This is a genomic window from Enterobacter cloacae, from assembly GCF_011078175.1.
Lineage (GTDB): Bacteria > Pseudomonadota > Gammaproteobacteria > Enterobacterales > Enterobacteriaceae > Enterobacter > Enterobacter cloacae_Q.
Window position 1 is genome coordinate 13,940 of the sequence record NZ_JAALCJ010000011.1, and the last position, 12,729, is coordinate 26,668.

The following is a 12,729-nucleotide window of genomic DNA, read 5'->3' on the forward strand; positions in this document are numbered from 1 at the left end:
ATGAAGGATGAGGATTACCTGTTTACAATCCGGGATGGAAAATCCCGCAGCCGTTACTGGCTGGCGGGGATGGACTGGGCGCCAACGGAAAGACAAAAATTTCGGCTGCCGCCATTTCAACCAATAAAATCACGTTCCGGAAGAACAGACGGCATCGGCGTCCACACCTCAACAGGACAGTTCAATAAACGGGACACAGGGCAATCAGTCGCTGGGAGTGGCAGATTGCCCGTCCGTCATCGCCGTCACCAGCTCTTTTCGCTGGCACTCGCGTTCTGTGCCAGCACACGAAATGGATACGGCATTTATCGGTTGAGTAGTACCGACTTCGTGTTTCTGGCCAGTATTAATGGTGTGCCTGCCGTCACTGCCGATAAAACAGGGAGTGCGGACAAAATGCAGGGGCTGCTGACACTGTTCCTGAGCATGAACGAACCGCCCCCAGAAGGCTGGGTCTGTCTGGCATCAGTGGAAAACCCCCTTGATGCTAACAGCCTCTTTGCCGGACTATCTGCACGCAGGCGACAGCAATGCCGTGTGCATGTAGATGGACTCCGGAGGCAGCGCTGGTTACTGGCTTGCGCGATACTGCTGCTCAGCACAGGCGCCATTGCCTGGTGGCAGACGGCCACACCACCGGAGGAACCGGTACTCACCGCTGAAGAAATACAGGCCAGGGCGCGCGCAATGTTCGCCAGTCAGGCAAAACCTAAGGTTTTGCCTCATCCCTGGGCACGCGAGGTAACAGCCCAGGCTCTGATTGATGATTGTCAGAGAAAGACCGATCCGGCGCTACATGTTCTGGGGAGCTGGAAACTGGCATCCGGGACCTGTTCTCCTGACGGTATAACCCTTTTGTACCAGATTATGCCCGGTGGCACAGTCGAGGGGTTTCTCGCTCGCAGTCAGGAAGTCTTCGGTGTCACGCCAGTATTCAATCTTAAGGAGGGGGGGCGGGAAGCCCGAATTTCATTACCGCCCCCGGACAGACCACTCAGGGATGAAGCAGTGCCTGACAGTTCATTGCAGCTCATCCGCATCCTATCCTGGTTCCAGCGTCAGCAAATCACACTCAACATCACCGATGTAGCCATGCCTCCAGTCCTGCCGGGGTCGAACGGAGAACCGCCTCCTGTGCAGGACTGGCAGGAATACGCGTTTAGTTTTTCCGCGCCCCTCCCCGCCATCATCTTATTCGACGGTCTGGATGAAACTGGTATCCGACTTACCCGTTTAACATTCGAGCTGAACGGAAGTGCGTTCAGCTATACCACTGAAGGTAAAATTTATGCGTCAGCAAAGTAAATTTCTTCGGCAGGCGACACTCTGGCTCCTGCTGCCAATATTCGGGCCTTTACCCGTTCAGGCCTCTCAGTCCACGAACCAGCAGGTATCACCGCCAGCAGGGAACGTGATACCCGGTGTGACAAAGGGACAGCTTGAACAGCTGCATATCCGAAACGTCATTCTTCAGGCAGAAGTTCAGGGCGCGCAACTGCAGCGCCAGCTTGAGGAAAATCAATCCAGCGTCGGCACTCCTGCCACCGCTCTTCCCGGTGCCTCCTTCGGCGATACTTCACTGCCTGGCCAGCCTGCACGTCCGGTTACTGTGAGTAATCGCCCTGTCGTGCTGGAGATTAACGGCCGCGATAAAAACCTCCGCGCCACACTACAACTGCAATCAGGACTGTCATTGGTCGTATCACCCGGAAGCCGTATTCCAGGAATGGAGAGCACAGTCAAAAGCATTACCTTAGCCGGAGTCACACTCAGCGATGGCACACTGCTTGCCTTTGGGGACTAACCATGAGCGCTATTACTGCAGAATCTCTTCTGCTGTTTGATGACGGTGACAGGAAAGAAATCCTCATTGATACCAACCAGCGAGTCGACCCAGGTGTACAGGCCGCGCTGATGGACTTAATGAACAAACATCCGGGGATCAAACATCGGTTTGTCACTCTCTCAGACTTACGAGAGGCGCGAAAAAAGCAGGAAGCTCAACCTCAGGCCAGCGATAAGACAGGATTAACTCTGGCAGACCTGGATGGAGACAGCAGCCAAAGTGAACAACGGATCCTGAACTATTTTTCAGTGGCCAAAAAGCTCGGTTCCTCAGATATTCACTTTCTCATTTCAGATTCACTCTTCCAGGTCAAAATGCGCGTCCACGGCTATTTGCATGTGGTGGATGAACGTCGGCGGGAGGAAGGTATATCCCTCTGTGCCACCTGTATTCTCTCGATGTCGGATGTGTCAGAAACCAGCTTCTACCCACACCGGGAACAGGATGCACGACTCTCCCCGGCAATGATGCGGAAAATAGGTCTGTTTGGTGCCCGCTACAGTCACCGCCCAACTGGCGATGGGCTGATTGCGGTTATGCGACTTATTCCGGATGACGGTAACAACGTACCTGACTTCCTGCAACTGGGTTATCTACCCGAACAAATCAAGCTGCTTAAACGCATGATTGACCGACCTGAAGGTAAGATCATCCTCTCGGGGCCAACTGGTTCCGGTAAATCCACCACGCTCCGTACCGCCTGCCGTGAATATCTGGATACCAACCCCGGGCAACACCTTCTGACCATCGAAGACCCACTTGAGGGGCAGGTCGTGGGAGCTGTTCAGACGCCAATCATCTGCGACAAATCAGATGAGGAAGCAGTACGTATCGCCTGGGGAAAAGCTATCTCGTCAGCGCTGCGACTGGATCCGGACGCCATTATGGAGGGTGAAATGCGTGACCTTGTCTCGATGCTGGCCACCATTTATGCCGCCCAGACCGGACACCTGGTGATGACAACCCTGCACACAAACTCAGCACTCGGCATCCCGGAGCGTATGGTTACGCTCGGTGTTAACGAAAATCTGTTGTGTGATGCCCAGCTTTTAATCGGATTAATCAGTCAGCGTCTGGTACCCACACTATGTCCGGAATGCCGTATATCCTGGCAGGATAAGGTCAACACCTTAAGTGACGAGGAAAAGAACTGGCTGGAGAAATACTGCAATATTGAAGGCGTCTGCTCGACCGACAGGCTCTATTTCCATAACCCGGACGGGTGTGAAGCATGCACACAGGTAGTGGAGATCAACGGCCAGGTGCGTGGCAAAGTCGGTCAGGGTATCAGGGGACGTACCGTCATTGCCGAGGTTATCGAGACCAATAACCGTCTTTTTAAGCTGCTGAAAACTGACGGCAAGGTTGCGGCTCGCCAGTTCTGGATAAACAACATGCAGGGGATCAGCCGTGTCCGGCACGTTCTGCATAAAATCAACGAGGGGCTGGTCGACCCGCTGATGGCCAACCGGATCATTCCACTCGATGAAGATGAACGTCTGGAGGTGGATGATGCGTGAAATGCACTTCCTGAAACGACTCCGATATAACCTGGTCCGTAAGACGTTCAGCGGTCAGTATCGTGTTCAGTTCTATGATGCGCTGCGGTTTCTGATTGAAAACCGACAGAAACTAAAGCCTTCACTGGAGAAAATGCGCAATGCATGGACGAACTTCGGCCAGAACTGGCATCCCTACGTTGAGCTGACGGACGACTGTATTGATGCGTTAAGGGAAAACAGCGGCGAAAAAACGCTGGAGCGCACCCTCACCCGGTGGCTACCTGCCGCAGAAGCTTCCGTTATAAGCGCCGGCATACGCAGTGAGTCACTTCCACGCTCACTAAGATACGCCTGTGCCCTGACCCACGCGGGTAAGCGTATTCGCGCAGCTGTATGGCAGATGGCCATCTATCCGATTGGTTTTGCCATCATGTTGTCCAGTTCCATCTATGTACTGAATGCCGAACTACTTCCTACGCTGACAGAAATCAGCCCGCCAGAGAACTGGACCGGGGCGCTAGGGTTTCTTTACGGGATCTCAGTGTATTTCAGTGAGTATGGAGTGATAACCGGCATCGCCGCCACCGCTTTAATTATCTGGACGGTCTGGTCACTCCCGCGCTGGCATCGCCCTGACAGGCTTCGTCGTATATTCGACGGGCTGATGCCATGGTCGGTTTATAAGGATATTCAGGGCGCGACCTTCCTGTTGAATATCGGTGCACTGCTACAGTCCGGCGTAAGAACCAAAGACGCGCTGGAGATCCTGCTGGAAACGGCATCCCCCTGGCTTGCTGTGCGTATTGATGCGATTACCGAACATGTGCGTGAAGGTAAACATTTCGGACTGGCCCTGAAGGACTGTGGTTACGATTTTCCGTCGCAGGAAGCGGCCAACTTCCTCTCCCTTTTGCAGGGTGATGGAGACGATGAAATCATCATTAACTACGGACAGCGCTGGCTTGAACAAACCCTGGAGCGCGTAGCAAAGCGCGCTGTTGTAATCCGCGGACTCATGTTCCTGGCAATGATCCTGATGCTTCTGCTTCTGGTCCTTGTCGTTATGGATATTAATGCCCTTAACAGCTCGTCGGGCTCTTTTTAAATGAGGAAACATCATGCAATTTAATTCTGAACCAACTTCTCAGCCATACAAACCAACTAAGGCGCTTTCGCAACACCGCGGCTGGGGCTTCCTGGAGCAGGGCAGCATCGCGCTAATCGTACTGGTCGTCATCGGGATCGTCCTGGCGGGATACTTCGCCCTCAAAAATAACGTCAACGTAGGTAAGGAGTCGTCGAACATTCAGTCGCTCATCACAAGCACCCAGAACATGATGAAAGGAGGAGATGGATACACATTCACTTCCGGTGCCAAAATGATGGGCTCGCTTATCCAGATGAAACTTCAGCCTAAAAGTATGACTGTACGTGGTACCCCCTCTTCCGGCACCGCCACGCTTTATAATGGATGGGGTGGAGCCGTGACACTGTCACCTGTCACAGTCTCCGGGTTCTCAAATGGATTCTCTTTGACCTACGAAATGGTTCCTCAGGGTGCCTGCGTCTCGCTCGTCACAGCACTCAGTCGCGCCAAAATTGCTGATGCGATCACCATCAACTCCACGGCGCACAGTGATGGGGTTGTGACAACTGAAGAAGCCAGCGCGCAATGCACAGCTGACAATGGCAGCACAGGTACCAACAAGCTGATCTTCACGATGAACAGCTAAGGAGACAACATGCGGAGAGAACGCATTCTCTCCTGCCGCCTGGTAATGACGCTGCTCATTCTGTCCTTTTCCTCCGGCCCATTGATGGCCAGCACGAACTCCCCGCCTGCGACTTTTGATGCCTGCTTTAACAATGCCGGTGCCCGATACCAGATCGAGCCACTGCTGCTTAAGGCAGTGGCCAAAGGGGAGTCTTCGTTCCGTCCATGGGTCACAAACACCAACCGGGATAAAAAGGGTAATCCGGTCAGCACGGACTATGGGTTGATGCAGATTAACTCAACCCATGTTCCTAAGCTCGTCCGGATGGGTGTCATCCAGGGGGCAGAAGACCTGCTGAAGCGCCCCTGTCTGAACATTCAGATAGGGGCGTGGATCCTGGCCAGCCACTTTCAGGTATGTGGTGTGACCTGGAATTGCCTCGGGTCTTACAACGCTGGATTCCGTAAGGATCGGCACGAAACCCGTGAGCAATATGCCAACCGTATCTGGGGGTTCTATCTGGAGCTGAAAGGTCTTCGAGTCTGTCGACAGGTGAAAGGAAAGCGAATATGCGAACCATCATAGTTACGAGTCTGACGACAGCATGGAGTCTGCCGTTACTACTGGGGTTCGCAATCATTGGCAGAGTCCTGATGTGCCGCGTGCTCGAATTTCTGGAGGAGCACCCGATAAACGTTAAGGAACAGAAAACAACCTTGACGGCAGGGATTTGGTTCTTCGCTACTTTCAGTATGATCGCTGCCCTTGCACCGGTTCCTGTTGCTGATCGGGCAGCTGCCATAGTGATGATGGCCTTCCTTCTTCAGGCCGGGAGCACAGACGCAGTCAGTGGATATCTGCCACGAACCTTCACAGTACGGCTGTTACTTGGGGGATTGCTCTGGGGAGCAGCATCAGACGTTTCAGTTGAAAGTATATCTACACAACTGGCGGAGATCGCAGCAACAGTCAGTCTGATGGCACTACTGAGTGTCCTGGTAAACCGGGGCACTCAGCGTCTGGGTCAGGGGGATTTATGGCTGATAACTGGCCTGACTGCCTGGATGGGTGGGAAAGATGCTGCACTGGTCACTCTGTTTGGAGCAGCAGCCTTTGTTCTCTGGCTGCTAACCTGGAATGTATCGGGGAAAAAAGAGGGACCGCTGGGACCCTGGCTTTGTCTTAGCGGGAGTATTTTCCAGCTCACTCTTCTGTATCAACCTGTATGGATATCGATTCTATGAAAAAGCATGATCGTGGCTGGGCAAATCTTGATGTCGCTCTGTCGCTCCTTGTTGTGATGGCAATGGCCGTCTTTGGACTCACTAAATACAAGGACTGGCAACAGGAGAAAAACTGGCAGGTTGAAGCAGCCCATATCAGTACCTACGCAGCAGCTGCGCGTGGCTACGTCGGGCGAAACTATGCCACGCTGTTAAGTGCAACCAGCACTACCGCGCCGACAGTGATCACCACAGCCATGCTTAAAAATACCGGTTTTCTGCCGTCCGGTTTTACCGAAACAAACAGCCAGGGTCAGCGTATGAACACGTACCTGGTCAGAAACGGGCAAAACACGGAATTGTTGCAGGGAATGGTGGTATCAAGCGGTGGAAGTGTATATCCGGCCAAAGCATTGAGGCTGATATCGAGGGACATCAAAACCGGATTCGGAGGATACATCGATGACGGTAAAACTGCCACCGGTGCCTTGCGGACTTGGAAAATCCCGCTGAGTAGCTACGGAGCTACTTCCGGAAATGGACATATCGTCGTGCTCCTCTCAACAGATGAGTTATCTGGTGCACAGGAGGATAACGACAGGTTGTACCGTTTTCAGGTTAATGGCCGCCCCGACCTGAATAAAATGCACACAGCAATAGACATGGGGGGAAATAATCTGAACAGCGTCGGTACCATTAATGGTAAGACAGGAACATTCAGCGGAAATGTGAGTGGTTTAAATGGTATTTTTTCCCAGAATATTACAGCGGGAGCACAGGTAAAAGGAGCTACAGTCCGTGCTGACAGTGACATCAGCGCCGGACGCAATATTACGGCAACAAACGAGGTCTCTGGTGCCACAGTTAAAGCAACAGGCAACCTTTCAGCTGGCGGTGTTTTGCAACTGGGTCAGGTAAACGTTGCAGGTATAGCCTGTTATCCGAATGGGCTGATAAGCCGTGATGCCAGTGGTGGCGTACTTTCCTGTCAATCCGGTGTGTGGATTTCCGGCTCCATTTATAACGGTAGTTACTCTTCGCTAGGGGCATTTGTTTCCACTTACACATCGGTTAACGATACTGGCCGCCCGATGACGGTTTACGCTTCCGGCGGCGTTTCCACTATAGATAGAGGAATTAAAGACGGTGACAATTGCCGTAATACATGGGATCTTAAAGGTATGGTTGACGGACGTATCATTACATCGGCTGGTACCGCTAACTCAGATTGGAGTAAATCCGGAACTATAAACTTCATTATCCCAGCGGGATCGACGTTTAGTGTAACGTCAAACCCCTTACCCTCTTACGGATGCTCACCTGGGAGTTTCAATCTCGTCACCTACCACTGATCAAAAGGCTGCTTAACTGCCGTTATTTATCGCTAAATCCCACTAACATTCAGAGTTGTGGAGTTTGACTGTTGGTAAGCTAAGACGACAGAGTACAGGTAAATAATCTGCAACACGTTACACAACCAGCACATTTCTCATATCAGACTGTCAAGGTTATTGGAAACGAAAGACAGTGAACGATCCGTAGTCACAGCCGTAAGACATCATTCCATTTGAGACAATAGAAAATGAAGACCCATCCGGGACTTCAAAGTTCACTGTCCCTGATTTTTGCCACTGAGAGTTGCCATTTAAATCTCTTGCAACGTACAGCCCCCCAACTTCAGCGACGAGCGAGTATGTATTAACGCAGTTATCAGCATCTCCATAGTTGATTTTTTTGCTAGGTGGATTGCCGCCTGTTACGTACAGGCGATATTGCTTTCCTGTATTATTCGTACCGGAGTAAGAACCTTTAAATGTCCCGAGAACAGTGTAATTACCCTCGGTTATGCCTGTACCCTTCCACACACCGGATTGACAGTGTTATTGCATTTTTCGCACAAGGCTTTATTTTCTTCGCCTTTTGGGAGTAATGATGTCTTCTGTTGCGCGTATTAGAAAAATGTCTCTCAGTCGGGGCCTCGATAAGTATTACGAGTCGGTATCAGTTCACAAAAAGGGACATCTTCAGGAATTTTACCGGGTCAACGTCATTAAGCGTCACCCACTGGCTAACCGGAACATGGATGAGATCACCACAGTTGATATTGCAGCCTACCGTGATGAAAGGCTGATGCAGTTCAACCCAAGGACTGGGAACCCTATCACTGGCAATACAGTAAGGCTTGAACTGGCGCTTTTATCATCTCTATTCGGGATCGCTCGCGTGGAATGGGGAACCTGTCGAAGCAACCCAGTCGAACTGGTACGTAAACCTAAAGTATCCAAAGGTCGTGATCGCCGCCTGACATCCAGTGAAGAGCGCAGACTGTCCCGTTATTTCCGGGAACGAAACTTAATGCTGTATATAATTTTTCATCTCGCGCTTGAGACAGCCATGCGGCAGGGTGAAATCCTTAACCTGCAATGGGAATACATCGACCTGCAGCACGGCGTAGCACATCTGCCCGATACCAAGAATGGCTCATCACGAGATGTTCCTCTCTCACGTAAGGCTCGTAACCTGCTTCAGATGATGCCGGCCCAGCTAAAAGGTAAGTTGTTTTCCTATACGTCATCCGGTTTCAAAAGCGCCTGGCGGAATGCCCTCAAGGAACTCTCTATCGAGAATCTGCATTTTCATGATCTACGGCACGAGGCCATCAGCCGTTTCTTCGAACTCGGTACGCTGAACGTTATGGAGGTCGCAGCTATATCAGGCCATCGCTCGATGAATATGCTAAAACGCTACACCCATCTGAGAGCTTACCAGCTGGTCAGCAAGCTGGACGCGCGACGGCGCCAGACTCAAAAGATCGCCCCCTACTTCGTGCCCTATCCTGCCCAGGTCGAGCAGGACAGCGAAGAATCAGGTGACATCAAGGTAATGCTATGCGATTTCGAAAATCTGACAGTATCAGCGCCGACTCGCGAACTTGCTTTGGCCCGCGCCAGCGAACTGCTACTGCGGACACTGGCTCTTGCAGCCCAGCGCGGCGAACGAGTCCCCGCGCCGGGAGAGCTTCCTGTCAGGACAAACAATCACATCATGATATGTCCGCTTAACCCCGACCTGGCACTGTCGGCCCAGGTATAACTTTTCTTCTGGAGGGGCTGTGTTTCTGATTTTCCTTTCAGCAGTACCACTAACGCTACTGCTGTATTGCCCGATAATGACAATCGTCAGTGCCGTGACGCCCTGGAAAGGGTTCCGAACGGCCTTGGTTCGACATCGTAAGAAGCATTACACAACCCTGCATCTGTCGACATTTGACCGGGTTGGCCATCTTAATCTCCGGCGTGCGGCACGCTTTCACCGGAGCTTTCTGGTCACGTTGCAGCTGGCGCTACAAAGAGACAGCTCGCCGGTGTACTTCACATCCCATCTGATGCGACCGGCACACCTGAAAAGCATGACTATCCTGATGTCAAAAATGGGGGAAACGCACCGCTGGCGCTGCACCACAGTCACGATACCTCCAGCCATCAGAAACGGGATACGGCTGCAAACATTTTTACAGGAATGGCGCTGGATAACCGTACCTGAAACCGGCGTGCTTGTACTCATTCGGCCGCGCCGGAAAGCTCGCTAAAAAAGCAAATACACAAACGTAATTAAAACGAACACGCAAACGCAGTCGATCTACACGATCGAATTAACTCGTTATACATACGCGTCACGATTAATTATTCTTTAACCCACTGAGTAACAAAGTTTAATTTCACTTAAGGGGGCCATGTGGCAAACAGTCTCACAGCAATTTTCACCTCGCTTCTGGCGCTCCCCGACCTTGATCGGAACAGGATTGCAGAACTGCTTCAGCGCAATGATAAGAAGCCCATGCAGACCACATCACTTCGGTTGCGACCTGGTACCCGTCAACTGATTGATGAGCTGTCAGGCAAAATTGGAATTTCTCAGTCAGAGTTGCTGAGTATGGTAATTGAAGGCTCTTTTCGCGATATCTTCCTGCCATTCAGTAATACTGCAATCAGCGTTATAGACCGCTTTGAGCTACTGATGCAGTCACACGAGCTTAGCCCGACAGACATCGCAGAACTGCTGTCGTCATGGAATGTTCGGGTTAGTGTGCTACAGGACAGGGAACGTACAATGGACTATCTGTCCACCCCGCTTCTCCAGGCGCTCGCTGACTGGTTTTTCGTTTCTCCTGGCTGGTTGCTTGGAAGCAACGTTCCCCCTGTCGACACAGGCAGCGCGAGTCATCAATGGCCACAAACGGAAGAAAATTTCCGGGAGGTAATTATTCCTTCAGCCGAAAATAATAATGACAGCATTATTTTCTGGAAGACTGAAAATACAACTGAGGATAAAGATCAGGAACGAAACGGCATATTAATTAAGAAGAAAATATCTTCATCTCAGCTGACATATTTTCCGGTGCTATCCATTATTACGCGCACCCTGAATACAGAGCAGGAATGCTGGAAAGAGCGACTCCTCAGGGAACACGCAGCAACAGGTACTATCCGCCTCGTCACCTTAGGTGCAGGGCTGGCAACAGCACTTGAACACGGAACAACGTTACCCGTACTTATATTCAGACAGCTTTAAACCACGCTGAAAATCTGAATTAAAAAAGAAAAAGGAAATTTTGATACTGCCGCATCAGGACCTACTTTTGCCCTAAATCCAGACAGGACTACAGGAAATTTACTTATGAAAAAGACTCACATTGCAAAAACACTGATATCTTTCGCCGTCATGATGGCATTTCATGCGGGAGCTGCAACCTCTTATATGGAAGCCCGCAGCGATGCGATGGGCGGGACTGGCGTAGCTTCCGCACATTACGGTACAGCTGCCTTATCCAACCCGGCACTCCTGACGAAATTTGGCGCGAACGATGACTTCAGCCTGGTGCTGCCGTCCGTAGGTGTCCAGGTAGCAGACCCAGATAATGCCATCGATAATACCGATGACGTAAAGGATCTGTGGAACAATTTTGACAATGCAGTTGACCGCCAGAGCGGTGTCAGCGAAAGTGCAGCCGCATTACGCAACAAGTTGGAAGACCTGAAGGACGTAAAAGCAAACGGACAGGTCGGGGCATCTGTCATTGCTACCACTCCTAATAAAGTGCTTCCATTTGCGGTTGTCGTGAAGTCCTGGGGCACCGTTTCCGTAAACGGCAAGGTCAGTGATCACGATCTACAGTATCTCGATAATATCGCCAGCGGCGCCATCCCGTCAGATACGGTAGACAAGGATGCACTAACGTCCCGCGCTTATGGTCGGGCTGCCGTTATCACCGATGTCGGTGTGGCTATGGCGCACGAATTTGAAACAGCGGGACATAGCTGGTCACTGGGGATCACGCCCAAGTATCAACGCATCGATCTTTTCAACTACAGCGCAAAGGTAAACGACTTCGACAAAAATGACCTGAATTCGGATGACTACCGCAATACTAAAACCGGATTTAACGCCGACATCGGTCTGGCAACAAACCTCGGCGACAACTGGATGCTGGGTCTCGCGGTACAGAACATCATCGCCCGCACCGTTGACACTAAAGCAGTGAATGGTGAGAAAGAAACATTCAAAGTAAAACCACAGGCCACTGCAGGCGTGGCATGGAGTAACAGTATCCTGACCACCGCTCTCGATGTGGATCTGACCGAAGCAAGCCGCTTTGAGCGGGATGACAAACGCCAGTTCGCCAGTGTGGGTGCCGAACTGAATGCCTGGAACTGGATGCAGGTACGCGCGGGTTATCGTCAGAACATGGTCTCCAGCGAGGGCAACGCTTTCACTGCGGGTCTGGGCTTCTCTCCTTTCGACGTAGTACATCTGGACCTGACCGGTATTGCAGGAACCGATCGTACCTACGGTGCGGTCGCACAGTTGCAGTTCACGTTCTGATAGTTTAGGGGAAGCCCGCAATGGGCTTCCTCTGCCGTTTCTTTGTGTGTTATCCCCTGTGCACTGGCTGTAATCCCCCCGAACTTTCTCCCGCTGAGACCGTTGAAGATGAAATCTTTCCGATATGTACATGTATTGCATCAGATCAGCAGTGTTGCTTTCAGCAGCCTGATAACTGCGCCAGCCACCGGTTTTTTTATTCTGTTCATGTTATTTGGATTCAACCACTCGCTCGCCGACACCTTCCTTGAACAGGCCCGATCACTTACCGGTGATGCACCACCAGGCATGGTAAGAGAATGTAAACAATCAAACGATAGCGGCCCGCCATCTCCTCTTGTAATGCCTCAGGTATGCAAAACGGTATTAATTGATGAGGATGACTGGAAAGAGCGTGTTGACGATACCATCAGGCAGTTTTATCTCACTTTCTCTGTATTCGGACTTTTATTCTGGATGACCGCAAATAATCAACCATCTGAATTAATTAGCTGGATACGCAGGAAAAGTAAACATCAAAATTAACGGCATCATAAGCCTCGCCCACTGAATCTTCTGGC

13 protein-coding genes are annotated in these 12,729 nt (G+C 51.3%); all 13 read left to right on the forward strand.

Annotated elements, in window-relative coordinates; genetic code table 11:
* Complete coding sequence (gene pilO2, locus G6Q29_RS19435) at window positions 1-1,305, forward strand: type 4b pilus protein PilO2 (protein WP_022649973.1); 1,305 nt, start codon at window positions 1-3, stop codon at window positions 1,303-1,305.
* Window positions 1,289-1,804 (forward strand): type IV pilus biogenesis protein PilP, encoded by a 516-nt coding sequence (gene pilP / locus G6Q29_RS19440; RefSeq protein ID WP_022649974.1) that lies wholly within the window; start codon window positions 1,289-1,291, stop codon window positions 1,802-1,804. The genes pilO2 and pilP overlap by 17 nt, the downstream gene beginning before the upstream one ends.
* A 2-nt stretch (window positions 1,805-1,806) precedes the next feature.
* Window positions 1,807-3,366, forward strand: coding sequence for a GspE/PulE family protein (locus G6Q29_RS19445; protein ID WP_022649975.1), 1,560 nt, complete (start codon window positions 1,807-1,809; stop codon window positions 3,364-3,366).
* Window positions 3,359-4,453, forward strand: a complete 1,095-nt coding sequence (locus G6Q29_RS19450) for a type II secretion system F family protein (RefSeq protein WP_032623575.1) — start codon at window positions 3,359-3,361, stop codon at window positions 4,451-4,453. Before G6Q29_RS19445 ends, G6Q29_RS19450 begins: the two co-directional genes overlap by 8 nt.
* Window positions 4,454-4,466: 13 nt before the next feature.
* Window positions 4,467-5,081, forward strand: coding sequence for a type 4 pilus major pilin (locus tag G6Q29_RS19455; RefSeq protein ID WP_022649977.1), 615 nt, complete (start codon window positions 4,467-4,469; stop codon window positions 5,079-5,081).
* Window positions 5,082-5,165: 84 nt separating this feature from the next.
* Window positions 5,166-5,648, forward strand: coding sequence for a lytic transglycosylase domain-containing protein (locus tag G6Q29_RS19460; protein ID WP_045261878.1), 483 nt, complete (start codon window positions 5,166-5,168; stop codon window positions 5,646-5,648).
* Entirely contained in the window at window positions 5,633-6,307 is a 675-nt protein-coding gene (locus G6Q29_RS19465; RefSeq protein WP_022649979.1) for a prepilin peptidase, read from the forward strand. Before G6Q29_RS19460 ends, G6Q29_RS19465 begins: the two co-directional genes overlap by 16 nt.
* Window positions 6,304-7,638, forward strand: coding sequence for a shufflon system plasmid conjugative transfer pilus tip adhesin PilV (gene pilV / locus G6Q29_RS19470; RefSeq protein WP_032627586.1), 1,335 nt, complete (start codon window positions 6,304-6,306; stop codon window positions 7,636-7,638). Before G6Q29_RS19465 ends, pilV begins: the two co-directional genes overlap by 4 nt.
* A gap of 577 nt (window positions 7,639-8,215) precedes the next feature.
* Complete coding sequence (locus G6Q29_RS19475; protein WP_301741653.1) at window positions 8,216-9,379, forward strand: site-specific integrase; 1,164 nt, start codon at window positions 8,216-8,218, stop codon at window positions 9,377-9,379.
* Window positions 9,380-9,398: 19 nt separating this feature from the next.
* Window positions 9,399-9,875: a hypothetical protein gene (locus G6Q29_RS19480; protein WP_022649982.1), complete on the forward strand. Its 477-nt coding sequence runs from the start codon at window positions 9,399-9,401 to the stop codon at window positions 9,873-9,875.
* A gap of 146 nt (window positions 9,876-10,021) precedes the next feature.
* The gene (locus tag G6Q29_RS19485; RefSeq protein WP_022649983.1) at window positions 10,022-10,858 is read left to right on the forward strand and encodes a hypothetical protein; all 837 of its coding nucleotides are present in this window, start codon (window positions 10,022-10,024) and stop codon (window positions 10,856-10,858) included.
* Window positions 10,859-10,963: 105 nt separating this feature from the next.
* On the forward strand, window positions 10,964-12,169 hold the full coding sequence (locus tag G6Q29_RS19490; protein ID WP_022649984.1) for a conjugal transfer protein TraF: 1,206 nt from the start codon (window positions 10,964-10,966) through the stop codon (window positions 12,167-12,169).
* A 108-nt stretch (window positions 12,170-12,277) separates the two neighbouring features.
* Window positions 12,278-12,694: a hypothetical protein gene (locus G6Q29_RS19495; protein ID WP_123839394.1), complete on the forward strand. Its 417-nt coding sequence runs from the start codon at window positions 12,278-12,280 to the stop codon at window positions 12,692-12,694.
* The last annotated feature ends 35 nt before the right edge of the window (window positions 12,695-12,729 follow it).